The sequence below is a fragment of the Rhizobacter sp. P5_C2 genome, assembly GCF_054049715.1.
In genome coordinates this window covers 1-23682 of record NZ_JBFULV010000093.1, presented here as the reverse complement: position 1 = coordinate 23682, position 23682 = coordinate 1, and the positions used below count along the sequence as shown (strand labels likewise).

The following is a 23682-nucleotide window of genomic DNA, read 5'->3' as shown; positions in this document are numbered from 1 at the left end:
CCCGAAGCGCGGCGCACCGTGCGCAACGCGCCGCGCTTCGTCGCGCTGCGGCAGGCACTGCTCGCGCGCGATGTGCCGGTCGACGAGATCCGCCTCGGCACGGGACCGGGCCGCGGCGAGCCGATGGTGTGGCTGCACGTGGTGCCGCCGGACCGGCCGGCACGCTGGCTCGGCGTCGCCGGGCAGGTCGTGGTGCCGGCCTGGTCGACGCGCACGCTGCTCGCGCTGCTGATCACCTGCGCGTTGGTCGTCGGCGTCAGCTGGCGCTTCACCCGGCGCCTGACGCGCCCGCTCGAGCAGCTGCGCGAGCGCATGCAGGCACACCAGCCCGGCCAGCCTGCACCGGTCGCGGCCCCCGCCACAGCCTCGCCCGAGGTCGCCGCGATCGACACTGCCTACCGCGACCTGCTCGCGCGCCTGCAGCAGCACGAGCGCGAACGCGCCGTGCTGCTGGCCGGTGTCTCGCACGACCTGCGCAGCCCGCTCGGCCGCATCCGCATGGCTGCCGAGCTGCTGCCCGACGCCGACGAGACACGGGCGCGCCGCGCCAGCATCGTGCGCAACGTGCACGACGCCGACAGGCTCATCGAGAACTTCCTCGACCACGTGCGCGCTGGCGAGCTGCCGTGCAACGAGACGGTGGATCTCGCCGGCGTCGCGCGGCAGGTGGTCGCAGGTTTCGAGCGGCCTGCCACCGAACTCGCACTCGATGCGCCGGCCGTGCTGCCGCGCGAGCGTGCGAACCGCCTGCTCGTCGAGCGGCTCATCGCCAACCTCGTCGACAACGCGCTGAAGCACGGCCGCGCACCGGTGCGGGTGAGCGTCGGCGGCTCGCCCGCACAGGCCTGGATCACGGTCGACGACGCCGGCGACGGCATCCCCGCCGCCGAGGTGGTGCACCTGACCGATGCGTTCGCACGCGGCGACGACAGCCGCTCGCGGCCCGGCACCGGCCTCGGGCTCGCGATCGTGCGGCAGGTCGCGACACGGCTGGGCGGCGTGCTGACCTTCGAGCGCGATGGCAACATGCACCGCGTGCGCGTCACGCTCGGCTGATGTTTCAATGCCGTCGCAATTCGTCGCGCAACGAGGTGCGCCCACCGCGGCACACCGCGTTCAATGAACACCAACAACTTCCCGAGGAGCCCGCCATGAGCCGTTCGATCCACCGTACCACCCGCCATCCGTTGAGCCAGCCGTGCGCCACCGCGCTGGCTGCCCTGGCCGCGATCGGCGCGCTCACCGCGTGCGGCGGCGGAGGCAGCAGCGATGCTGCCGACGAGGTGCTGAGCGCCGACACGGCCACCAGCTACAGCGCGAACGCGTCGCTGATCGCCAGCGACGCGGCGACCGTACTCGACACCAGCGTGCTGGCCGCGCAGTCGGTGGTGGCCACGCAAGCCACGGTGGCGGCCGCGCATGAATCGGCGCAGCGCGTGTCGGCCTCGGCGGTCACCAACCTGACGGTCGACTGCGCCGGCGGCGGCAGCGCGCTGCTCACCATCTCCGGCGGCACCGCCGCCAGCGTGCTGAACGGGCAGCTGGACACCGGCGAGGTCTACACGCTGGCCTTCATGGACTGCCGCGGCGCGGCGGGCGCGACCGTGGTCAACGGCGCGCTGTCGCTGACGGTGCTGGATGCCGCCGCGGGCGGGCTGACCGTCACGACCGAGGCGACCGGACTGTCGGTCGCCATGCCACGCGGCAGCGCCTCGCTGAACGGCAGCACCACGCGCAGCGTCTCGTCGACCAGCGACGGCAACGGCACGACGCTGCTGACGAGCCATGTCACGTCCCCCAGCCTCGGGCTGACGACGCACTACAACGGCCGCACCAGTGACTTCTCACTGAACGCAGTGGACATCACGCACCAGGCCGCGCTGCGCGACGACGTGCTGCAGGGCAGCGCGATCAACGGCACGTACACGCTGTCGCCCACGCTGCCGAACGGCAGCGCCAGCGTCACCGTCGCCACGCAAGGCGGCGTCAGCTACGGCCCGACCGGCCTGCCGATCGCCGGAGCCTGGACGATCACGCTGCCGCGTGTCGCGATCGGCCTGTCGATCGCGAACTCCCTCGCCACGATCACCGTCGACCAGGGAAAAAACGGCACGATCGACCGCAGCGTCACCGTGCCGGTGTCGCGGCTGGCGTCCGACGCCGGCTGATGGGCCCTCGAACCGGTCAGTCCACCAGCCGGTTCAGCTTCGCGTACTGCAGCAGCATGATGGTCTTGCCATCGCGGATCTTTCCGGCCGCGACCCAGGCCAGCGCCTCGTCGAGCGTCGGTTCGAGCACCTCGATGTCCTCGCCTTCGTGCTGCTCGCCGCCGCCCTTCGACACCTTGTCGCGCGCCTCGTACGCGCCGACGAAGAAGTGCAGCCGCTCGGTCACCGAGCCGGGGCTCATGTAGGCCTCGAACACCTGGCGCACTTCGGCGATGCGGTAGCCGGTTTCCTCCTCGGTCTCGCGGCGGATGCAGGTGGCCGGGTCGTCCTGGTCGAGCAGCCCGGCGCAGGCCTCGATCAGCATGCCGTCCGGCGTGCCGTTCACGTAGGCCGGGAAGCGGAACTGGCGCGTCAGCACCACGGTGCGAAGCGCGCGGTTGTAGAGCAGGATCGTCGCGCCGTTGCCGCGGTCGTAGGTCTCGCGGCTCTGGCGCTGCCAGCTGCCGTCGCTGCGCAGGAAGTCGAAGCTCGTCTTCCTGAGCACGTACCAGTCGTCGCTCAGCACCTTCACGTCGACGATGCGCACGCGGTCGTTCACGGGGATCTCCGGTTCATCATGGAAACGCGATGATTCGTGCAGACTCGTGCAGTGTCAAGCATTTTCGTGCAAACTCGCGGCCATGCTGACCGAACAACGCAAGCAACTGATCCTGGGCCGGCTGCGGCAGGACGGCCAGGTCGTGGCCGCCACGCTGAGCGACGAGCTCGGGCTGTCGGAGGACACCATCCGGCGCGACCTGCGCGCGCTCGCGGCCGAGGGCCTGCTGCAGCGGGTGCACGGCGGCGCGCTGCCGGCCTCGGCCGCGGTGGCCGATTTCTCGGCGCGGCGCGCAGTCGAGCCGCAGGCCAAGGCGAGCATCGCGCGCGCGGCGGCCGCGATGGTGCAACCCGGGCAGATCGTCTTCATCGATGGCGGCACCACCTGCCAGCAGCTCGCGCGGCAGCTCGCCCCGACGCTGCGTGCGACGGTCGTCACGCACAGCCCGACGATCGCGTTGGAACTGGTCGAGCATCCGCTGATCGAGGTCGTGCTGATCGGCGGGCGGCTCTTCAAGCACTCGGTGGTGGCGGTCGGCGCCGGCGCGCTGGAGGCGATCGGCCGCATCCGGGCCGACCTCTACTTCATGGGCGTCACCGGCATCTCCACCGGCGCCGGGCTGTCGACCGGCGACCTGGAAGAGTCGCACATCAAGCGCGCGCTGATGACGCAGGCGGCCGAGACCTGGGTGCTCGCCTCGGCCGAGAAGCTGCAGAGCGCATCGGCCTACACGATCGCGCCGTGCAGTGCCGCCACCGGGCTGATCGTCGACCGCGACACGCCGAAGAAGGCGCTCGCCGGTTTCGAGAAGCTGGGGCTGGCTGTCGTTCGAGCGTGAGCGGCGGCGCGGCCTACTGCTGCTTCTTGTAAGCCTTGTCCATCGCCGGCCCGCGGTCGGTGTCGACCAGGCCGCGCGACACGTCGCGGTGCGCCTGCTCGATGCGGGGGCGCGGCGTCTCGTCCTTCTGGCTCGATTCATCGCGTTCATGGGGCAGTTGCGGCTCGGCGTCGCGGTCGCGCCGCACGGTGGTGTCGCTCTTGCGGCCGGGGGGCTGCTGGGTGGTCATGGCGGATCCTTCGGGCAAACGACCGTTGCCTGCCGGCTCACTGTGCCGCGCGCCGCTCGCACCGGCTGTCGGCCGCCGGTGCGCCCTGGCGTAGGACACCGCCATGCCCAGGATCGCGCCAGCCGCGGGTGCCCCCGCTTGCCGCAGGCGAGGCGATCCACTAACCTCGATCGCCCCCTCACCGCTCAGCGCCTGCGGCGCGAAAGGAGAGCGCCATGCCAAGCCCATCGAACGCGGCCACCCCCGCGAGCCCCGTGAATGCCGGCATCGCGGCCATCCGGACGCTGGCGCTGGTCGGCCAGACGGCCTCCGGCAAGACCAGCCTGACCGAGGCGCTGCTGTGCAAGGCTGGCGCGATCGGCGCCCCCGGCAGCCTCGACCGCGGCACCACGGTCAGCGATTTCGACCCGCTCGAACGCCGCGTGCAGCACTCGCTCAACTCGACGGTGATGCATTTCCGGCATGGCGGCTCGCAAGTCCACCTGATCGACACGCCGGGGATGCCCGATTGCGTCGGCCAGTCGATGACGGCGCTGGAGGCGGTCGAGACCGCGGCCATCGTGATCAACGCGCAGTCCGGCATCGAGATGATGGCCTCGCGCATGATGGACTGGGCGGCGCACCGCGGGCTGTGCCGCATGATCATCGTCAACAAGATCGACGCGCAGGGGCTCGATCTGCCGGGCCTGGTCGCGCGGATCCAGGCCACCTTCGGCAAGGAGTGCCTGCCGCTGAACCTGCCCGCGGCCCAGGGCACCCAGGTGGTCGACTGCTTCTTCAATCCGTCCGGCGAGGCGGATTTTTCTTCTGTGGAGACCGCGCACCGCGCGCTGGTCGAGCAGGTCGTCGAGGTCGACCCCGGTTTCGTCGACCGCTACCTGAACGACGGCGACGTCGACCCGCGCGAGCTGCACGCGCCGCTCGAGCAGGCGCTGCGCGAAGGCCACCTGATCCCGATCTGCTTCGTCTCGGCACGCAACGGCGCCGGCGTGGCCGAGCTGCTCGACGTGATCGACCTGCTGCTGCCGAACCCGACCGAGGGCAACCCGCCGCAGTTCCTGAAGGGCGAAGGTGCCGATGCGAAGGCGCTGCATGCGCAGCCGGATGCGTCGCTGCACGTGATCGCGCATGTGTTCAAGGTCACCGTCGACCCGTATGTCGGCAAGATGGGGATCTTCCGCATCCACCAGGGCACGGTCACGCGCGACAGCCAGCTCTACATCGGCGACGGCCGCAAGCCGTTCAAGGTGGGCCACCTGTTCATGCTGCAGGGCAAGGACCACGTCGAGGTGCCGCGTGGCATTCCGGGCGATCTGTGCGCGGTCGCGAAGGTCGACGAGATGCACTTCGATGCGGTGCTGCACGACGCCGCCGAAGACGACCACCTGCACCTGTTGCCGCTGGAGTTTCCGGTGCCGGTGCACGGCCTCGCGATCGAGCCGAAGCGCCGCGGCGACGAGCAGCGCATGTGGGAGATCCTGCAGAAGCTGGTCGATGAAGATCCGTGCCTGAAGGTCGAGCATGCGGCGAGCACCAACGAGACGGTGGTCTACGGCCTGGGCGAACTGCACCTGCGCACGCTGCTCGAGCGCATGAGCGAGACCTACAAGTGCGAGGTGTCGACGCGACCGCCGCGCATCGCCTACCGCGAGACGGTGACCGTGCCGGCCGAGGGCCACCACCGGCACAAGAAGCAGAGCGGCGGGGCCGGCCAGTTCGGCGAGGTGTTCCTGCGCATCGAGCCGCTCGAGCGTGGCAAGGGCTTCGAGTTCGTCGACCAGGTGAAGGGCGGCACCATCCCCGGCCAGTTCATCCCCGCGGTCGAGAAGGGCGTGCGCCAGGTGCTCGACAGCGGCGTGGTCGCCGGCTACCCGGTGAAGGACGTGCGCGTGATCGTCTACGACGGCAAGCACCATTCGGTCGACTCGAAGGAGGTGGCCTTCGTGACGGCCGGCCGCAAGGCCTTCATCGATGCGGTGATGAAGGCCCGGCCGATCGTGCTGGAACCGGTGGTGAAGGTGGAGATCACCGCACCGGAGTTCTCGATGGGCGACATCACCGGCGACCTGTCGGCCAAGCGCGGCCAGGTGAACGGCACGCGCACGGTGCAGGCCGGCAGTATCACGGTGCACGGGCTGGTGCCGTTGTCGGAGCTGAACGGCTACCAGGCGCGGCTGAACGGCATGACCGGCGGGCAGGGGCGCTACACGCTGGAGCTGAGCCACTACGAGGCGGTGCCGCCGTCGGCGCAGACCCTGCTGACCAGCCAGTACAAGGCCCGCGACGACGATTGACGAATCACGCGATGCGGGGCTTCACCTTGCTGGCCGCCAGTTTTGCCTGTGTGCGCGCGACCTCGACGTCCTGGTCGTGCACCAGCGCGACGCCCATGCGGCGCTTCTTGAAGCTCTCCGGCTTGCCGAACAGGCGGATGTCGCTGTTGGGCACGCGCATCGCCTCGGCGACGCCGTCGAACACGATGCCCTTGGCCTCGACGCCGCCGTAGATCACCGCGCTCGCGCCCGGGCTCTTCAGCGCGGTGTCGACCGGCAGCCCGAGGATCGCGCGCGCATGCAGCTCGAACTCGTTCTGCCACTGCGTGATCATCGTCACCATGCCGGTGTCGTGCGGGCGCGGGCTGACCTCGCTGAACCACACCATGTCGCCCTTCACGAACAGCTCGACACCGAACAGCCCCTGGCCGCCCAGGTTGTCGGTGACGGCCTTCGCGATCTCGCGCGAGCGCGCCAGCGCGGCCGGCGTCATCGGGTGCGGCTGCCAGCTCTCGACGTAGTCGCCGCTGACCTGCACGTGGCCGATCGGGTCGCAGAAGTGCGTCTCGACCTGGCCGTCGGCGCCGAGCGCGCGCACCGTCAGCTGGGTGATCTCGTAGTCGAAATCGATGAAGCCCTCGACGATCACGCGGCCGTGGCTGACGCGGCCGCCGGCCATCGCGTAGTCCCACGCGGCCTTTACATCTGCCGGGCCGTCGATCTTGCTCTGGCCCTTGCCGGAGCTGCTCATCACCGGCTTCACGATGCAGGGGTAGCCGGTCTTGCCGTCGATCGCGGCCTGCAGCTCGGCCAGCGAGTCGCAGAACACGTAGGGGCTGGTCGGCAGCGCGAGCGTCTCGGCGGCCAAGCGGCGGATGCCCTCGCGGTCCATCGTCAGGCGTGCGGCGCGGGCAGTCGGGATCACGCGCACGGTGCCGGCGGCTTCGAGCTCCTCGAGCATTGGCGTGGCAATGGCCTCGATCTCGGGCACCACCAGCAGCGGGCGCTCGGCCTCGATCAGCGCCTTCAGCTGCGCCGGGTCGCTCATCGTGATCGTGCGGGCGTGGTGGGCGACCTGCTGGCCCGGCGCGTTCTCGTAGCGGTCGACCGCGATCGTCTCGACACCCAGGCGCTGCAGCGCGATCAGCACCTCCTTGCCCAGTTCGCCGCTGCCGAGCAGCATCACCTTGGTGGCTTGGGGGGAGAGGGGGGTTCCGAGGGTCGTCATGGTGCTGCGCGGCCGGTGAAAGGGTTGTGAGCGGAAAGACCGTGATTTTGCCGACGACCCCGGCCGCATCTGCTGATGCACGAAGATTTATCATGCGACACCATGCAATCCGGCTCCCGTGACGTGGCCCAGCTCCGCCTTGACAACGCGCTGGCCCTCTTCGATGAATTCGTCCACAACACCATCAAGCATCCGGATGCCGCCACGCTGAGGGGCCTCGAGCGGCGCTTCGCCGAGCGCCTGCAGATCCAGCCGAGCTACTGGAGCCAGATCAAGAGCCGCTCGCGGCAGATCGGCGAACGGCTCGCGCGCCAGTTCGAGGTGCTGTGCCACAAGCCGAACGGCTGGATGGACCAGCCGCACGGCGCGGCCGGGTCTTCCGCCACGACCTCGTCACCCGTCTCGGCGGTTGCTGAAGACGCGGTGCGCAACGTGCCGCAGGACGATGACGAGCGCTTCATCGTCGGGCTGGTGCTGACCTACTACCGCCGCCATCCGCAGCGCGCCCGCACGCGGCTGCTGGACCTGCTCGGCGAGGTGCTGATGCCGGCGGTGGAGCCGGCCAAGCCACCCGCCGCGCCACCGGGCCGTGCGAAGGCCGCGGCGCCCAGCGCCGCCCCGCCCGCCGAAGACCTGTGGGCCCGCACGCAGGCCGGCATCGCGCCGCTCAAGAAGAAACGTTGATTCTTCCCCACACCTTTGAACAAGGGGGTTGAAATTGATAATCGATTGTTTATCATCTGCGCAAGTCGTGATGCACACCTTGATCACGGCGACGCCCCGCCCCTCAACCCCGGAGTCCCCACGTTGATCGCCTTCGCACTGAACCCAGCCCTTGCCCGCCGCGCTGTCGCGCCGTCGGTGCCGGCGTTTCAGTGTCTCGGTGGCCGTCGGGCCCCGCCCGGTCCGCTTGCCGGCTGAGCTTCGCGACGCACGCGCGCTCATCCCGACGGCCCGGTTGCTTCCCGCACCGGGCCGTTGTGCTTTCTGGCCCCGCCGTCCTCGTCTTCACAGGAGATGTCTCATGTCCAAGATCACCATGCCAGCCCGCAAGCCCCGCAACCCGTTGGTGGCGCCCGCGCACTTCCGTCGCGCCGGCAGTCACCAGCCCGGTGGCACCTCGCGACAGGATGCGCGCCGCGCGCTACGCCGCGAACTCGACCAGCTCAGCCCCCGGCTGCGCCACAGCCCATGAATCCAACGCAGCGCCAGCGCGCTGCCGACGAAGGAAATGATCATGACCAGCTCGAAGCCCCAGACGTGGCGCGCCCTGACGCCGCGCCATCCCGGCTCCTCCCTCGCGCGCCGCTCCGCAGCGGCCGCCCTGAAGTCCGCGAGCGCCGTGCTCGCTGAACTGGCCCAGCGCCTGGCTGCACCGCCTCCGGTGCCCGCCCCGCCGCTGCCGCCGGTGCTCGAGTTCTACGCGCAGGCCGGCGCGCCCGAAGGCGCGCTGTACATGGACGGCGAACTCGTCGGATGGGTGCAGGGCGTCACGCGCCTGTGATCCGTCCGTGAAACGAAACGGGGGCCTCGCGGCCCCCGTTTTCATTGGTGGACCGGCAGCGGCTTCGGATGCCGCTTCTCCCACAGCTTGTGCACCAGCACCGCGACCGGCACCCAGCCCAGCCACATCACCAGGTCGATGCCCTCGTGCCACCACTGCCAGGTGTCGACCGGCTGGTCTTCCCAGCCCATCGCTTCTTCGATCATGTCGAACACGCCGAGCCAGGTCACCATCACGGCCAGCAGCACGCCGGTCTCGCGCTGGCGCTCGTTCCAGTGGCGCCACAGGGCCGGCAGCGTGACGCCGCCGACGCACACCATGTACAGCGCCAGGTGCCCCAGGTGCTGGTGCTCGAACCACGACTTGATCAGCGGCTCGCCGCTGATCATCTTCGCGGCGGTCCAGCCGAGCACGCCGGCGCCCAGGATGACGATGGCCGGGAAGCGATCGACCAGCTTCAGGATCAGCTGGCTGCCCCAGACGACGATCGGGATGCTGATCAACAGCCCCAGCACCACCAGCAGCATGCTGCCGTGGGCCGCGCCGCCGATCGCCAGCACGTTGTCGACACCCATCACCGCATCGGCGATCACGATGGTCTGGATCGCGCCGCGCACGGTGGATTGTGGCTTGATGCTGTGGCCTTCGCCGTCCTTGTCCTGCGTCAGCGTCCACGCGATCCAGATCAGCGCGAGGCCGCCGGCCAGCAGGAAACCGGGGATCTTGAGCAGCCACACGACGACCAGCGTCAGCAGCGCGCGGATCACGATCGCGCCGGCTGTCCCCCACAGGATCACGCGGCGCTGCATCTCGGGCGGCACGTTGCGGGCGGCCAGGCCGATCACGATCGCGTTGTCGCCGGCCAGCACGAGGTCGAGCAGCACGATGGCCATCAAGGCCGAGAAGAAGTCAGCTGAGAAGAGTTCCATGGTCCTTCACCTTGCAGGAGTGCACGCCGTGCGGATGCCCGGCGGGTGAAGGTCTTGCCCACAGCGTTGGTCCGTCGGTCCACGCGCTGCTCAAGTGCCGGGGAACCGCGGGAGCGGCGCCCGTGCTGACGGCGGCTTGATCGGGGGCTACTCCCCTTGCGGGGGCCAGTGTCGCCGCAGCCGGGCCGCTGCGTCAACCGGGACGGCACCCGGGTGCGTGTCGGATGCCGCGCTCAGACCATCGCGAGCGTGGTCTTGCGCCGCGGCGGCGGGAACAGCCGGTCGAGCGCGGCAAGATCGTCCGCGCCGAGCTTCAGGTCGGCCGCGGCCAGGTTCTCGCGCAGGTGGGCCTCGCGCACGGCCTTCGGGATCGCGATCACGCCCGGCTGGTGCAGCACCCACGCGAGCGCGAGCTGGGTCGGCGTGACGCCACGGGATTCCGCCAGCGGCCGCAGCCCGGCGTGCGCGGCCAGCTCACCCTGCGCGAGCGGGCTGTACGCCATCAGCGGGACCTTCCGTTCGCGCAGGCGTGGCAGCAGGTCGTACTCGATGCCCCGCTCGGGCAGCGCGTAGTACACCTGATTGGTCGCGCAGGCCGTGCCGCCCTCCAGGCCCCACAGCGCGGCCATGTCGTCCGCATCGAAATTGCTGACGCCCCACGCGCGGATGCGCCCCTGCGCCTGCAGCTGCCCGAAGGCCCCGACCGTGTCCTGCAACGGGTGCGAGCCGGGCCAGTGCAGCAGGTAGAGGTCGACGTGGTCGAGCCCCAGCCGCTTCAGGCTGCGTTCGCACGCGGCCACGGTGCCGGTGCGGCTCGCGTTGTGCGGATAGACCTTGCTGACGATGAACAGCTCGTCGCGCCGCACCGCGCCGGCCCGCAGCGCCTCGGCGACCGCCTGCCCGAGCGCTTCTTCGGCACCGCCCTCGCCATACATCTCGGCGGTGTCGAAGAGCCGGTAGCCGAGGTCGATCGCCAGGCGGATCGCGGCCACTTCAGCACGCCGCGCGGCGGCCGATTCCCCCATGCGCCAGGTGCCGAGGCCGAGGGTCGGCACGGTGGTTCCGGAAGGCAGTGCGACGTGGTTCATGGTGGATCTCCGCGACAAGCCCCGAAGCCTAGCGCGAACGCGTTCTGCGGCACACTGCGAACCCTATGTCAGATGCTTCAGATGCCCTGGTCTCCCTGCAGCAGGTCGACAAGCGATTCGCGAACGGCGTGCAGGCGCTGCAGTCGGTCTCGCTGGACGTGCAGCCGGGCGAGTTCGTCTCGCTGCTCGGCCCGTCCGGTTGCGGCAAGAGCACGGTGCTGCGGCTGGTGGCCGGGCTCGACCGCGCAAGCGCCGGCATGGTGCGGGCGCCGGCGCTGCAGGTCGATGCCACCAGCGACACCGCCTTCGTGTTCCAGGAACCCACACTGATGCCCTGGGCCAGCGTGTTCGACAACGCTTGGCTGCCGTTGCGGCTGGCCGGCGTTTCGCGGCGCGATGCCGCCGCGCGCGTGATGCCGCTGCTGCAGCGCATGGGCCTCGAGGCGTTCGCGAACGCCTTCCCCGCCGAGCTGTCCGGCGGCATGAAGATGCGCGCATCGATCGCCCGCGCGCTGGTCACGCAGCCGCGGCTGCTGCTGATGGACGAGCCGTTCGCCGCGCTCGACGAGATCACCCGCCAGCGGCTGAACGCCGACCTGCTCGAGGCCTGGCAGACGCACCCGATGGCGGTGCTGTTCGTCACGCACAGCGTGCTCGAGGCGGTGGCGCTGAGCCAGCGCGTGCTGGTGATGGGCGCCCGGCCCGGCCGCATCGTCGCCGAGTTCCGCATCCGCCGGCCGGTGCGGCACGACGCCGGCTTCCGCGACAGCGACGACTACGTCGCCCAATGCCGCGCCGTCTCGCGCTCGCTCGAGGCCGCGCACGCCGCGGCAGCCGCGTGAGCATGCGCTGGCAACGCCGCATCGCGCCGGCCGTGGTGCTGCTCGCGCTGCTGGCCGCGTGGGAAGCGCTGGTACGGCTGGCCCACATTCCGCACTACACGCTGCCGGCGCCCAGCCTCGTGCTGCAGACGCTGGTCGGCAACTTCGGCTCGCTGGCCGGCAGTTGGTGGTTCACCGTGAAGATCACCTTCGGCGCGCTGCTGCTGGCCTGTGCCGGCGGCGTGCTGATCGCCGCGGTGTTCGCGCTGTGGCGGCCGCTCGAGGAGGCGCTGTTCCCGGTGGCGGTGGTGCTGCAGGTGACGCCGATCGTCGCGGTCGCGCCGCTGATCCTGATCTACGTCGAGAGCACGACTGCCGCGCTGCTGCTGTGCGCCTGGATCGTCGCGTTCTTCCCGATCCTGTCGAACACCGTGGTCGGGCTGCGCGCGGCCGACGTGAACCTGCGCGAGCTGTTCCGGCTGTACCGCGCGACGCCGTGGCAGCGGCTGCGCCTGCTGCTGGTGCCGTCGGCATTGCCGTATTTCATCGCCGGCCTGAAGATCTCCGGCGGCCTGAGCCTGATCGGCGCGGTGACGGCCGAGATGGTGGCCGGTGCCGCCGGCCGCGAGACCGGGCTGGCCTCGCGCATCCTGGAGGCGAGCTTCCGCACCGAGACGCCGAAGATGTTCGCCGCGCTGAGCCTGCTGGTGCTGACCGGCGTGCTGATCTTCGCCGGCTTCAATGCCTTGTCGCGCCTGTTGCTGGGCCGCTGGCACGCCACCGAGAATTGATCCATCGAAGGAGAGACCCCATGAAGAACACGATCCGCTTTGCTGCCTTGGCATTGACGCTCGCGGCAGGCACCGCCCTCGCGCAGGACAAGGTGAGCTTCGCGACCAACTGGAAGGCGCAGGCCGCGCACGGCGGCTTCTACCAGGCGGTGGCCGACGGCACCTACAAGAAGTTCGGCCTCGACGTGACGCTGCTGCAGGGCGGCCCGCAGGTCAACAACCGCCCGCTGCTGCCGGCCGGCCGCATCGACTTCCTGATGACCGGTAACCTGCTGCACAGCTTCGACAACGTGAAGAACGGCGTGCCGACGGTGGTCGTCGCCGCGATGTTCCAGAAGGACCCGCAGGCGTTGATCGCGCACCCGGGGCAAGGCTACGAATCGTTCGCGAAGCTGAAGGACGCACCGCTCGCGCTGATCGCCAAGGATGGCCAGTTCAGCTGGTGGCAGTGGCTGAAGGTCACGCACGGCTTCAAGGACGAGGTGCTCAAGCCCTACAACTACAACCTCGGTCCCTTCCTCGCGAACCCGAAGGCGATCCAGCAGGGCTACTCGGTGGCCGAGCCGATCTACGTCGAGAACCAGGGCAAGTTCAAGCCGGTCGTGCACCTGCTGGCCGACCACGGCTTCAGCACCTACTCGACGGTGATCGAGGCGCGCACCGACACCGTGAAGGACAAGCCGCAGCTGGTGCAGCGCTTCGTCGACGCGTCCATCCTCGGCTGGGTCAACTACCTGTATGGCGACCGCAAGGCGGCCAACGCGATGATGATCAAGGAGAACCCGGAGATGACCGAGGCGGAGATCGAGGCCTCGGTCGCGCTGATGAAGCAGCAGGGCATCGTCGACTCGGGCGAGGCGCTGCGCAACGGCGTCGGCGCGATGAGTGCCGAGCGCATCCAGGACTTCTACGCGCAGATGGTGAAGGCCGGGCTCTACAAGGCGGGCGAGGTCGACCTGGCCAAGGTCGCGACGCTGCAGTTCGTCAACAAGAAGGTCGGCATGGACGTGAAGGCGAAGCTCGGGCCGAAGTGACATTTTCCTCAAGCCCGGTGCAAAGAGGTCGATACTTGCAGTAACACTTTTCCTGACACCGTGACGTGAGCAACGAGACCGCACCGCGCTCTGGCGGCTTCAAGCCGCTCTTCCAAGCCTTGCCCGATCTGGCCGCCTGGGTGCAGCACTTCCGCAGCTGCGAGATCCCGGTCCTGGCCGACACCTCCGATGCGCTGGAGGCGATGCGCGCGAACGAAGACGACGTCGACGCGAACCTGATCGGAGAGATGGTCGCCGACGACCCGCTGATGACGCTGAAGGTGCTGGCCTATGCCGCCACGCACCGGCCGGCGCGGCTCGTCACCGATGTCGAGACCGTCACCGCCGCCGTCGTGCTGATGGGCATCTCGCCGTTCTTCGGCGCATTCGGCGCGCAGCCCACGGTCGAAGACTGGCTGGCCGACCGGCCCGACGCCCTCGCCGGCCTGAACGACGTGCTGCGGCGCGCGCACCGCGCATCGCGCTTCGCGCTGGCGTTCGCGATCCACCGCCAGGACCACGATGCCGCGCTGATCCATGAAGCCGCGCTGCTGCACGACTTCGCCGAGATGCTGCTGTGGGCGCATGCGCCCGACCTGGCGCTGACGATCCAGCGCGCGCAGGCCGCCGACCCGGCGCTGCGCTCGAGCGCGATCCAGCAGAGCACGCTGAATGTCGAGCTGTTCGACCTGCAGCAGGCGCTGATGAAGGCGTGGACGCTGCCCGAGCTGCTGATCCGCATCTCCGACGACCGGCATGCCGAACACCCCACGGTGCAGAACGTCGTGCTGGCGATCCGCCTCGCGCGGCACACGGCGCACGGCTGGGACAACGCCGCGATCCCCGACGACGTGGCCGACCTCGCGCAACTGCTGAACCTGTCGATCGCCGCCACGCACGCGATGGTGCAGAACCTGGACCTCTGAGCCGGCACGCAGCACCGCCGAGCCACGGCGCTACAGCGGCACGGCGGTGGTGTTCTTCACCCGGTCCATCACGAAGCTGGTCTTGCAGTCCTCGACGCTCGGGTGCTTCAGCAGCGTCTCCATCACGAAGCGCGCGTAGTGCGCCATGTCCTGCACGACGACACGCAGCAGGTAGTCCATCTCGCCGGTCAGCGCGACGCACTCGACCACCTCGGGCCAGGTCTGCACCGCGGCGCGGAACAGGTCCATCGGGTTGCGCTTGTGCACCTCGGAGTGCTTCTCGAGCCGCACGTTCAGGTAGGCCGTGAGCCCGAGCCCGACGCGTTCCGGTGGCACCAGCGCGACATAGCCGGCGATCACGCCCGACTCCTCGAGCCGCTTGACCCGCCGCAGCGCGGCCGACGGCGACAGGCTGACCTGCGCGGCCAGCACGTCGTAGGTGATCCGGCCATCGGCCTGCAGCGCGCGAAGAATGCGTCGATCGATCGCATCCAGCTGGATTTCCGTTTCCATTCGGGCGATTTTGCAGCTTTCCGGCGCGGCTTGCCCATCCCAGCGCAGAACTTGCATGATTCCTGCAAGCGGACGAATCTACAGTGCAGGCAACTTTGCATTTTCAGGAGCGCGCCATGCAGTTCACCCCCTGGGACAACCCGATGGGCACCGACGGGTTCGAGTTCGTCGAGTACGCGGCGCCGGACCCTGTCGCGCTCGGCCAGCTGTTCGAATCGATGGGCTTCACCGCGATCGCGCGGCACCGCCACAAGAACGTCATGCTGTACCGCCAGGGCGACGTCAACTTCATCATCAACGCCGAGCCGAATTCTTTCGCCCAGCGCTTTGCGCGCCACCACGGCCCGAGCGTCTGCGCGATGGCCTTCCGCGTGAAGGACGCCGCCCAGGCCTATGCGCGCGCGCTGGAGCTCGGCGCCTGGGGCTTCGACAACCAGACCGGCCCGATGGAGCTGAACATCCCGGCGATCAAGGGCATCGGCGACTCGCTGATCTACTTCGTCGACCGCTGGCACGGCAAGGACGGCGCGGCCACCGGCGCGATCGGCAACATCAGCATCTACGACGTCGACTTCGTGCCGATCCCCGGCGCCAACGCGTCGCCGGTCGGCAACGGCCTGACCTACATCGACCACCTGACGCACAACGTGCACCGCGGCCGCATGAAGGAATGGGCCGACTTCTACGAGCGCCTGTTCAACTTCCGCGAGGTGCGCTACTTCGACATCGAAGGCAAGCTGACCGGCCTGAAGAGCAAGGCGATGACGAGCCCGTGCGGCAAGATCCGCATCCCGATCAACGAGAGCTCGGACGACAAGAGCCAGATCGCCGAGTACCTGGCCCTGTACCACGGCGAAGGCATCCAGCACATCGCGCTCGGCACCGACGACATCTACGCCTCGGTCGAGGGCATGAAGGGCCAGGGCGTCGCGTTCCAGGACACCATCGCGACCTACTACGACCTGGTCGACAAGCGCCTGCCGCAGCACGGCGAGCGCCTCGAAGACCTGAAGCGCCTGCGCATCCTGATCGACGGCGCGACACACCAAGGGGCGCCGAACGAGCTGCTGCTGCAGATCTTCACGCAGACGGTGATCGGGCCGATCTTCTTCGAGATCATCCAGCGCAAGGGCGACCAGGGCTTCGGCGAAGGCAACTTCCGCGCGCTGTTCGAGAGCATCGAGCTCGACCAGGTGCGCCGTGGCGTGCTGAAGGCCGAGCCCGAGGCGGCGGCATGAGGCTCGCGCGTTCGTTCATCGGCCTCGTGCTCGCGGCGCTGGCCGTCGGCGCGTCGGCCCAGGCCCAGGACTCATCGCTCGAAGCGGTGATGAAGGCCGGCGTGCTGCGAGCTTGCACGCCGGGTGACTACAAGCCGTTCAGCTTCCAGCGCGCCGATGGTGCGTTCGAGGGGCTGGACGTCGACCTGGCGCAGTCGCTGGCCGCGGCGATGGGCGTCAAGCTCGAGCTGGTGAAGACGAGCTGGGCCAACCTGCTGCCCGACTTCGGTGCCGGCAAGTGCGATGTCGCGATCGGCGGCATCTCGGTCAGCACCGAGCGCCAGAAGCGGGTGTTCTTCAGCACGCCCTACATGGTCAACGGCAAGACGCCGCTGGTGCGCTGCGAGGACGTGTCGAAGTACCAGAGCGTGGCCGACATCGACAAGCCCGGCGTGCGTGCGATCGCGAACCCGGGCGGCAGCAACGAGCGCTTCGCGCGTGCCAATTTCAAGACCGCGACGCTGACGATCCATGCCGACAACCTGACGATCTTCGACGAGCTGCTGGCCAAGCGCGCCGACGTGTTCGTGACCGAGGCCGCCGAGACGCTGGTGCAGCAGAAGCTGCGGCCCGGCCTGTGTGCGGTCAACCCGGAGCGCCCGCTGCAGTACGGCGAGATGGCCTGGATGCTGCCGCGAGACATGGTGATGAAGAGCTTCGTCGACCAGTGGCTGCACCTGGCGAAGGCCGGCGGCGAGTACCAGCGGACGGCCGACAAATGGCTGCGGTGAACGATGGCGGCGGCGTGGGCGGTGTCACCAAGGGCGTGAACAGCGGCGTCGCGCCAGCCACCTATGGCCAGGGCGATCGCCCGCCCCGCGGCGACTATGCCTCGGCGCGCGCCGACTACACCTGCGAGCAGGACTGGGGCCGCTACACGGCCGAGGACCATGCGCTCTACCAGCGGCTCTACGAGCGCCAGGCGGCGCAGCTGCCCGGCCTGGCCTGCGAGGAGTTCATCGACGCGGTCGGGCAGCTCGGCACGCCGACGCAGATCCCGCGCTTCGATGCCTTGTCGCAGCGGCTACACAAGGCGACCGGCTGGGAGGTGGTCGCGGTGCCGGGCCTGATTCCCGAGGAAGCGTTCTTCGCGCTGCTCGCCGCGCGCCGCTTTCCGGTGACCGGCTGGATCCGCAAGCCGGAGGAGTTCGACTACGTCGTCGAGCCGGATGTCTTCCACGATCTCTTCGGCCATGTGCCGCTGCTGTTCAACCCGATGTTCGCCGACTACATGCAGGCCTATGGCGCGGGCGGCCTGAAGGCGAGCCGGCTGCAGTCGTGCGAGTACCTCGCGCGGCTCTATTGGTACACGGTGGAGTTCGGGCTGATCGCGACGCCGGCCGGCCTGCGCGCGTACGGCGCCGGCATCCTGTCGTCGGCCGGCGAACTGCGCCACAGCGTGACCAGCCCGCAGCCGCAGCGCCTGGCGTTCGACCTGGAGCGCATCATGCGCACGCGCTACAAGATCGACAGCTACCAGGCGACGTACTTCGTGATCGATTCGTTCGAACAGCTGTTCCGCGCGACCGCGCCGGACTTCACGCCGCTGTACGAGGCGGTGTCGCAGCGCGACGAAGTGGCGGCCGAAGCGACGCTGCCCGGCGACCGCGTGCTCGGGCTCTGATCACAGCGCGGCCAGCAGTGCCTCGAACACCACCGGCTGGTTGACCAGGTCGACGTGCGCGACGCCCGGCACGTGCCGGTTGTCGGCGCCCGGCAACGTCGCGGTGCTGGCCGGGAACACGATGTTGTCGCAGTGGCTGTAGAAGCAGATGAAGCGCTGCGACAGCGTCGCCGATTCGCGCGCGCCCAGCGCGACCTGCCACGGACTGGCGAGACGCATCTCGTGCCCGTTGGCCGTCGTCGAGAAACGCCCGAGCCAGGTGCCGCGGTGCGGGCTGCCGATCGTGATGATGCGGTGGGCGCGCGCCTCGCCGCCGTGCGCCGCGGCCCAGGCGCGGATCGCGAGGCCGCCCATGCTGTGGCCGACCAGCAACGGCGCGCGGCCGGTGGCCGCCTCGAGCCGTGCGACGGCCGATTCGATGATGTCGGCGTAGTGGCTGATCGAGCCGAACACCGGTTCGAGGTTGACCGCGATGAACGGCGTGCCGCGCGGCATCAGCCGTTGCATCCACGGATTCCACAGGCCGCGGTTGCAGACGAAGCCGTGGACCAGCACGACGCCGCGTTGGGTGGACGCCGCGGGGACGTGGTCGGGCACAAGGGTCGAGCGGAACGGCTGCCGCCAGCAGAACACCTGCGGCGCCGTCAGCACCTCGCCGATCCAGGCGTGCAGCAGCTGGGGCACCGTGGCGCGCGGCGTCGGATCATCGCCGTGCACGAAGTACAGGAACACGAACTCGAGGCCGAGGAAGACCGCGTAGCCGAAGATGATCAGCAGTGCGCCAGCCGCCGCCCAGCCGGGGCGATCGATGTGGATGAACCACGCGGCCCAGAGCAGCGCGGCGGCGAGGAGTCCGAGGGTGATGAAGCGTTGCAGTCGCGCGAGCATGCGGCCGATGCTAGCAGCGCAGGTGCTCAGGCCAGCTGGACGTCCTTGCCGGTCAGGCGCTTGGCCAGGCGTGTCGCGAGCATGGCGGTGAGGCCGTAGACCGAGAGCTGCGGGTTCGCGCCGATGCTGGTCGGGAACAGCGAGCCATCGTGCACCGACAGGTTCGCGAGCTGCCAGTGCGTGCCGTCCGGGCGGACCACGCCTTGCGCTTCGCTGCCGGCCATCGGGCAGCCACCCATCACGTGGGCGCTGACGACGCGCGTCAGCAGCGGCTTCATCGGCAAGGCCTCGATCAGCAGACGCGCCTCGGCCCATGACGCGACCGGCGCCGCCATCTCGTGCACTGGCACGACGCTGCGCGCGCCGGCGGCGAACTGGATCTCGGCCATGCTGAGGAAGGCGCGGCGAGCCCCGTCCATCACGAAATCGTTCAACGGGTAGTGGAGCACCGGCGAGCCGTCGCCGCGCAATGCGACCGAGCCGCCCGGGGACTGTTCATGGAAGCCGTCGCGCATCAGCGCCAGCAGGCTGTGCGTGCGCGGAAACTCGGCCAGCATCTGCGCCTGCGCGCGGCCGTGGCCCGCCAGCGTTGACGCGAAGATGACCGGGTGCAGCGGCGGCGCCTCGAGCTTGTAGCCGATCGGCCCGGTCAGCGGCTGCGTCTGCAGGAAGTGGTCGGTGTAGAGGGTCTGCGGCGCGCCGTCCCAGCCGTTCACCGGATCGGCGAAGGTCGCCGCAGAAATCACGACCGGGTGCAGGAAGGTGCGCTTGCCGGCCAGGCCATGCGGGTCGGGCGCGCCGGAGCGCAGCAGCAGCGCGGGCGAGTTGATCGCGCCGCCGGCGACGACGTAGTGCTTCGCGGTGATGCGCACGCCGGCGGCGCCGGTGGCCGCGCTGTTGTCCGCGACCGGCACGCAGTGCAGCGCCTGCACGAGCCCCTCGCGCGACTCGAGGCGCTCGGCGCGCATCTGCACCAGCAGCGTGGCGCCGCCATCGAGCGCGGCCGGCAAGGTCGTCACCAGCATCGACTGCTTGGCATTCGTCGGGCAGCCCATGCCGCAGGAGCCGAGGTTCCAGCAGCCCTTCACGTTGCGCTGGATCGCCGAGGCCGGAATGCCGAGCTTGGCGGCACCGGTGCGCAGCAGCTCGTTGTTCTGGTTCGGTGCCGCGAGCCACGGGCCGATGTTGAGGCGGCGCTCGGCCTGCTCGAACCAGGGCGTCATCGCGGCGGTGCTCATCTCGGCGAGGCCGAACTCCGAGCGCCAGTGCGCCAGCGTGTCGGCCGGCGTGCGGAACGAGCTGGTCCAGTTCACCGTGGTCGAGCCGCCGACGCAGCGACCCTGCAGGATGTTGATCGCCTTGTCGGCAGTCTTGCGCGCCGCGCTCTCCTGGTAGAGGCTCGGGTAGGCGTCGCTCTCGCGCTGGCGGAAGTCGCGGCTGCTCTTCAGCGGACCTTCCTCGACGATCACCACCTGCAGGCCAGCCTTCGTCAGCAGCTCGGCCGTGATGCCGGCACCGGCGCCGCTGCCGATGATCGCAACGTCGCAGAGCAAGGTTGATGGCACGGGGCCATGCGGGCCGCCGAGGACGCGCCAACCGCGCTGGAGTCCGTGCTGGATCGGATCGTCGAAGGTGCTCATCAGAGTTCGCGCGGGCCCGGGTAGCCGATGGCCACCCACGCGGCCGGGTCCGAGAAGTAGGCGCCGTTGGTGATGTCGCGCAGCGCGTGATAGACCTGCTGGCGCGTCGCGAGGCGCGAGGTCCGCATCGCCTGCAGCGATTGCTGCACCTCGTCGACGGTGGCCGCCTGCCATGGTGTCGCGAGTCCGGCGAGCAGGCGACGGCCCGGCGCGGTGCACAGGATGCCCAGCAACTGCGCGAGTTCCTTCTGCACCTCGGGTGCGAAGCCGCGGATGGTCAGCTGGACGCGTTCGATGTGGGCCGCCAATGCGGCGGAGCGTGCCGTGCCCGACGGCAACGCACCGTCGAGCACGGCCTGCGCGACGGCGGTGAAGAGCGCGCGGCTATCGGCGCCCAGCTCGGTGGCGAGGGCGCCGGGGCGCATCAACACCAAGCCACCGCCCACCGCGATCAGCGTGAGCGAAGCGGCCGCGCCGATCTGGAGGAGCTTGCGTCTTTGCATGGGGTTGGCGGAATGCGGGCGCAGTGTTGCATCATTCGGCGCAGCCGCCGTAGAGGCAAGGGACTAGCCCGACCTCTCGTAAACCCGCAACGAGCAACGAGCCCCTGCCATGGCCGCCATCAGCGACAACATCCTTCAGCACCTGTCGGCGGTGGACTCCGAGCGGACCCGCCGCGCCCGCGATCGCTCGCTTCAGACCCGCGTGACCGCCGTCAAGGCCTACCAACAGCGGCGCTTCGCGCACACCTATGCGGACTTGCTGGCGTCGCCGCGCTACCGGGGCGTGGCGCAGTTCTTTCTCGACGAGCTGTACGGCCCGCGCGATTTTGCCGAGCGCGATGCACAGTTCGCACGGGTCGTGCCGGCGTTGACACGGCTCTTTCCGAGTGACGTGCTGTCGACGGTGGAGTCCCTGGCGGCGCTGCATGCCTTGTCGGAATCGCTCGACAGCGACATGGGCGCGGCTGTGGCCGACGCGCCGGTGGGAGTGGCCGAGTACCTGTCGGCCTGGCAGACCTGCGGACGGCAGGCGGACCGTGAGCGTCAACTGGGCTTGACGGTGAAGATCGGCGAGTCGCTCGACCAGCTCACGCGGCGGCTGCTGCTGCGGCAGAGCCTGCGCATGATGCGCGTGCCGGCCCGCGCGGCGGGGTTGTCGTCCTTGCAGTCATTCCTGGAGTCGGGCTTCGACACCTTCCACGCGATGGGCGGCGCGTCGGAGTTCCTCCGAACCGTTCGGTCACGCGAGCTGGCGTTGATGCAGGCCCTCTTCGCGACCGACGCTGTCACGCACGGGACAGCGGCACACACGGTTGCGTTAGGACAACTACCGTAGCCGCGCCGCGCGGGCGGCCCGCAACATGCGGGGTCCCCATGCCCACGAGCGCCGCATCGATGCAACGACCTTGGCTCGACCACTATCCCCCTGGCGTTCCGGCGGAGATCGACGCGTCGCCCTACCGCTCGCTCGTCGAGCTGCTCGACGAGTCGTTTCGGCGCCATGCCGCACGAGATGCGGCGGTGTGCATGGAGCGGCGGCTGACCTTCCGCGAGATCGACGAGATGTCGTCGTCGCTGGGTGCGTGGTTGCAGTCGCTCGGGTTGGCGCGCGGTGCGCGTGTCGCGCTGATGATGCCGAACGTGCTGCAGTACCCGGTGGCCATCGCCGCGGTGCTGCGGGCGGGCTACACCGTGGTGAACGTCAATCCGCTGTACACCGCGCGCGAGCTCGAGCACCAGCTGAGCGATTCAGGCGCCGAGGCCATCATCGTGCTCGAGAACTTCGCGCACACGCTGGTGCAGGTGCTCGACCGCACGCCGATTCGGCATGTGGTGCTGGCGTCGATGGGCGACCTGCTCGGCTTCGCGAAAGGCCAGCTGGTGAACTTCGTCGTGCGGCATGTGCGGAAGATGGTGCCGGAGTTCGATCTCCGCGCGCCGGCCGGCGGCTCGGTCACCCGATTCAACATGGCGGTGGCCGAGGGCACGCGGCTGTCGCTGCGGCATGTGGAGCTCGGGCCGGAGGACGTCGCGTTCCTGCAGTACACCGGCGGGACGACGGGGCTCTCGAAGGGCGCCGTGCTGCTGCATCGCAACGTGGTCGCGAACATCCTGCAAGCGCAGGCGTGGTTCCAGCCGATGCTCGACAAGGTGGGAGACAAGCAGATCGTCACGGTGTGCGCGCTGCCGCTGTATCACATCTTCGCGCTGACGGCCTGCTACATGCTCGGAGCGCGGCTCGGCATGCTCAACGTGCTGATTCCGAATCCGCGTGACATCCCGGGCTTCGTGAAGGTGCTGAAGCGTCAGCGCATCAACATGTTCCCGGCGGTGAACACGCTGTTCAATGCGCTGGCGAACGACGCGGAGTTCAGGCGACTGGATTTCACCGACCTGGTGATCTCGAATGGCGGCGGCATGGCGGTGCAGCGCGCGACCGCAGAGCAGTGGCAGCGTGTGACCGGCTGTCCGATCGTCGAGGGCTATGGGTTGTCGGAGACCTCGCCGGTCGCGACGATCAATCGCTTCGATGAGCCGGCGTTCACCGGATCGATCGGACTGCCGGTGCCATCGACGGAGATCGCGATCCGCGACGATGCGGGCAACGCCGTCCCGCTGGGGCAGTCCGGGGAGATCTGCATCCGGGGCCCGCAGGTGATGGCGGGGTACTGGAATCGCCCGGACGAGACGCGTCTGGTGATGACGGACGATGGGTTCTTCCGCTCGGGAGACATTGGCGTCATGGACGAGCGAGGCCATGTGCGCATCGTCGATCGGAAGAAGGACATGATTCTGGTGTCCGGCTTCAACGTCTACCCGACCGAGATCGAGCAGGTGGTGAGCCAGCATCCCGCGGTGCTGGAATGTGCCGCGGTGGGCGTTGCGGATCCGAAGTCGGGCGAGGCAGTGAAGCTCTTCGTGGTCAGGCGAGATTCGACACTGACTGAGGATGACCTGGCGGCCTATTGCCGCGAGAACTTCACGGCGTACAAGCGCCCGAGGTACATCGAGTTTCGCGATGACCTGCCCAAATCCAACGTCGGGAAGATACTGCGCCGGGAACTGAGGGCTGCCTGAATCGTCGGCTCGAATCTCGGGTCCCAAAAGCGAAACCCCCGTCACCTTGGGAGGAGACGGGGGTTGGCTTTATTAATAGCCTGACGATGTCCTACTTTCACACGGGAACCCGCACTATCATCGGCGCTGAGGCGTTTCACTGTCCTGTTCGGGATGGGAAGGAGTGGGACCACCTCGCTATGGTCATCAGGCTTAACTTGTTGCCGCCGAGCTGGATCTTGTGAGATTCAGCT

Annotated in this window: 24 protein-coding genes, 1 rRNA gene and 1 pseudogene; 16 read left to right on the top strand and 10 right to left on the bottom strand. The window is 69.1% G+C overall.

Annotated features, from left to right (window positions below):
* Both ACXJLU_RS26095 and ACXJLU_RS26090 read left to right on the top strand, forming a co-directional pair.
* Window positions 1–1056, top strand: a 1056-nt coding sequence (locus ACXJLU_RS26095; protein WP_457336022.1) for a sensor histidine kinase, incomplete at its 5' end; no start/stop codon positions are given.
* A gap of 95 nt (window positions 1057–1151) precedes the next feature.
* Window positions 1152–2168, top strand: a complete 1017-nt coding sequence (locus ACXJLU_RS26090; RefSeq protein ID WP_457336020.1) for a hypothetical protein — start codon at window positions 1152–1154, stop codon at window positions 2166–2168.
* A 16-nt stretch (window positions 2169–2184) separates the two neighbouring features.
* Here ACXJLU_RS26090 and nudK read toward each other — a convergent pair whose 3' ends face one another.
* Window positions 2185–2772, bottom strand: a complete 588-nt coding sequence (gene nudK / locus ACXJLU_RS26085) for a GDP-mannose pyrophosphatase NudK (RefSeq protein WP_457336024.1) — start codon at window positions 2770–2772, stop codon at window positions 2185–2187.
* A gap of 76 nt (window positions 2773–2848) precedes the next feature.
* Between nudK and ACXJLU_RS26080 the strand changes: the two genes are divergently transcribed.
* Window positions 2849–3604, top strand: coding sequence for a DeoR/GlpR family DNA-binding transcription regulator (locus ACXJLU_RS26080; RefSeq protein WP_457336018.1), 756 nt, complete (start codon window positions 2849–2851; stop codon window positions 3602–3604).
* A gap of 13 nt (window positions 3605–3617) precedes the next feature.
* Here ACXJLU_RS26080 and ACXJLU_RS26075 read toward each other — a convergent pair whose 3' ends face one another.
* The gene (locus ACXJLU_RS26075; RefSeq protein ID WP_457336016.1) at window positions 3618–3833 is read right to left on the bottom strand and encodes a hypothetical protein; all 216 of its coding nucleotides are present in this window, start codon (window positions 3831–3833) and stop codon (window positions 3618–3620) included.
* A gap of 215 nt (window positions 3834–4048) precedes the next feature.
* Here ACXJLU_RS26075 and fusA point away from each other — a divergent pair, with 215 nt between their 5' ends.
* Window positions 4049–6127 (top strand): elongation factor G, encoded by a 2079-nt coding sequence (gene fusA / locus ACXJLU_RS26070; RefSeq protein WP_457336014.1) that lies wholly within the window; start codon window positions 4049–4051, stop codon window positions 6125–6127.
* A 4-nt stretch (window positions 6128–6131) separates the two neighbouring features.
* On the opposite strand, the gene purT is transcribed toward fusA, so the two are convergent.
* Window positions 6132–7334 (bottom strand): formate-dependent phosphoribosylglycinamide formyltransferase, encoded by a 1203-nt coding sequence (gene purT / locus ACXJLU_RS26065; protein ID WP_457336012.1) that lies wholly within the window; start codon window positions 7332–7334, stop codon window positions 6132–6134.
* Window positions 7335–7436: 102 nt separating this feature from the next.
* Between purT and ACXJLU_RS26060 the strand changes: the two genes are divergently transcribed.
* The 3 genes from ACXJLU_RS26060 (at window position 7437) to ACXJLU_RS26050 (ending at window position 8838) form a co-directional block, all read left to right on the top strand.
* Complete coding sequence (locus ACXJLU_RS26060) at window positions 7437–8018, top strand: hypothetical protein (RefSeq protein ID WP_457336010.1); 582 nt, start codon at window positions 7437–7439, stop codon at window positions 8016–8018.
* Window positions 8019–8358: 340 nt separating this feature from the next.
* Window positions 8359–8529 carry a hypothetical protein gene (locus tag ACXJLU_RS26055; RefSeq protein ID WP_200798880.1) on the top strand — a complete coding sequence of 57 codons (171 nt, stop codon included), beginning with the start codon at window positions 8359–8361 and terminating at the stop codon, window positions 8527–8529.
* A 42-nt stretch (window positions 8530–8571) separates the two neighbouring features.
* The gene (locus ACXJLU_RS26050) at window positions 8572–8838 is read left to right on the top strand and encodes a hypothetical protein (RefSeq protein ID WP_457336008.1); all 267 of its coding nucleotides are present in this window, start codon (window positions 8572–8574) and stop codon (window positions 8836–8838) included.
* A 299-nt stretch (window positions 8839–9137) separates the two neighbouring features.
* On the opposite strand, the pseudogene ACXJLU_RS26045 reads toward ACXJLU_RS26050, so the two are convergent.
* Together ACXJLU_RS26045 and ACXJLU_RS26040 are read right to left on the bottom strand one after the other, a co-directional pair.
* Window positions 9138–9767 (bottom strand): annotated as a pseudogene (locus ACXJLU_RS26045) (TerC family protein); the annotation flags it as partial.
* 233 nt (window positions 9768–10000) lie between these two features.
* Window positions 10001–10855 (bottom strand): aldo/keto reductase, encoded by an 855-nt coding sequence (locus ACXJLU_RS26040; RefSeq protein WP_457336006.1) that lies wholly within the window; start codon window positions 10853–10855, stop codon window positions 10001–10003.
* A gap of 65 nt (window positions 10856–10920) precedes the next feature.
* On the opposite strand from ACXJLU_RS26040, the gene ACXJLU_RS26035 reads away from it, so the two are divergent.
* The 4 genes from ACXJLU_RS26035 to ACXJLU_RS26020 all read left to right on the top strand — a co-directional run bounded on the left by ACXJLU_RS26035 (window position 10921) and on the right by ACXJLU_RS26020 (window position 14427).
* On the top strand, window positions 10921–11697 hold the full coding sequence (locus tag ACXJLU_RS26035; RefSeq protein ID WP_457336004.1) for an ABC transporter ATP-binding protein: 777 nt from the start codon (window positions 10921–10923) through the stop codon (window positions 11695–11697).
* A gap of 2 nt (window positions 11698–11699) precedes the next feature.
* Window positions 11700–12467 (top strand): ABC transporter permease, encoded by a 768-nt coding sequence (locus ACXJLU_RS26030; protein WP_457336002.1) that lies wholly within the window; start codon window positions 11700–11702, stop codon window positions 12465–12467.
* Window positions 12468–12487: 20 nt separating this feature from the next.
* Entirely contained in the window at window positions 12488–13501 is a 1014-nt protein-coding gene (locus ACXJLU_RS26025; protein WP_457336000.1) for an ABC transporter substrate-binding protein, read from the top strand.
* A 65-nt stretch (window positions 13502–13566) separates the two neighbouring features.
* Window positions 13567–14427 carry an HDOD domain-containing protein gene (locus tag ACXJLU_RS26020; RefSeq protein WP_457335998.1) on the top strand — a complete coding sequence of 287 codons (861 nt, stop codon included), beginning with the start codon at window positions 13567–13569 and terminating at the stop codon, window positions 14425–14427.
* 30 nt (window positions 14428–14457) lie between these two features.
* Here ACXJLU_RS26020 and ACXJLU_RS26015 read toward each other — a convergent pair whose 3' ends face one another.
* Complete coding sequence (locus ACXJLU_RS26015; RefSeq protein WP_073462068.1) at window positions 14458–14940, bottom strand: Lrp/AsnC family transcriptional regulator; 483 nt, start codon at window positions 14938–14940, stop codon at window positions 14458–14460.
* A 116-nt stretch (window positions 14941–15056) separates the two neighbouring features.
* Here ACXJLU_RS26015 and hppD point away from each other — a divergent pair, with 116 nt between their 5' ends.
* Genes hppD through phhA form a run of 3 tightly spaced genes read left to right on the top strand, consistent with a single transcriptional unit; the run spans window position 15057 to window position 17841 of the window.
* The gene (gene hppD, locus ACXJLU_RS26010) at window positions 15057–16178 is read left to right on the top strand and encodes a 4-hydroxyphenylpyruvate dioxygenase (RefSeq protein ID WP_457335996.1); all 1122 of its coding nucleotides are present in this window, start codon (window positions 15057–15059) and stop codon (window positions 16176–16178) included.
* Window positions 16175–16948 (top strand): transporter substrate-binding domain-containing protein, encoded by a 774-nt coding sequence (locus tag ACXJLU_RS26005; protein WP_457335994.1) that lies wholly within the window; start codon window positions 16175–16177, stop codon window positions 16946–16948. The genes hppD and ACXJLU_RS26005 overlap by 4 nt, the downstream gene beginning before the upstream one ends.
* On the top strand, window positions 16936–17841 hold the full coding sequence (gene phhA, locus ACXJLU_RS26000; RefSeq protein WP_457335992.1) for a phenylalanine 4-monooxygenase: 906 nt from the start codon (window positions 16936–16938) through the stop codon (window positions 17839–17841). Before ACXJLU_RS26005 ends, phhA begins: the two co-directional genes overlap by 13 nt.
* Here phhA and ACXJLU_RS25995 read toward each other — a convergent pair whose 3' ends face one another.
* Genes ACXJLU_RS25995 through ACXJLU_RS25985 form a run of 3 tightly spaced genes read right to left on the bottom strand, consistent with a single transcriptional unit; the run spans window position 17842 to window position 20872 of the window.
* Entirely contained in the window at window positions 17842–18729 is an 888-nt protein-coding gene (locus ACXJLU_RS25995; RefSeq protein ID WP_457335990.1) for an esterase/lipase family protein, read from the bottom strand.
* 26 nt (window positions 18730–18755) lie between these two features.
* Complete coding sequence (locus ACXJLU_RS25990; protein ID WP_457335988.1) at window positions 18756–20369, bottom strand: GMC family oxidoreductase N-terminal domain-containing protein; 1614 nt, start codon at window positions 20367–20369, stop codon at window positions 18756–18758.
* Window positions 20369–20872, bottom strand: a complete 504-nt coding sequence (locus ACXJLU_RS25985) for a hypothetical protein (RefSeq protein WP_457335986.1) — start codon at window positions 20870–20872, stop codon at window positions 20369–20371. The genes ACXJLU_RS25990 and ACXJLU_RS25985 overlap by 1 nt, the downstream gene beginning before the upstream one ends.
* Before the next feature lie 109 nt (window positions 20873–20981).
* On the opposite strand from ACXJLU_RS25985, the gene ACXJLU_RS25980 reads away from it, so the two are divergent.
* Together ACXJLU_RS25980 and ACXJLU_RS25975 are read left to right on the top strand one after the other, a co-directional pair.
* The gene (locus ACXJLU_RS25980) at window positions 20982–21707 is read left to right on the top strand and encodes a DUF8198 family protein (protein WP_457335984.1); all 726 of its coding nucleotides are present in this window, start codon (window positions 20982–20984) and stop codon (window positions 21705–21707) included.
* A gap of 59 nt (window positions 21708–21766) precedes the next feature.
* Window positions 21767–23449, top strand: a complete 1683-nt coding sequence (locus ACXJLU_RS25975; RefSeq protein WP_457335982.1) for a long-chain-fatty-acid--CoA ligase — start codon at window positions 21767–21769, stop codon at window positions 23447–23449.
* Between the two features lie 78 nt (window positions 23450–23527).
* Here ACXJLU_RS25975 and rrf read toward each other — a convergent pair.
* A 5S ribosomal RNA gene (gene rrf / locus ACXJLU_RS25970) occupies window positions 23528–23640 on the bottom strand.
* Window positions 23641–23682: the final 42 nt, after the last annotated feature.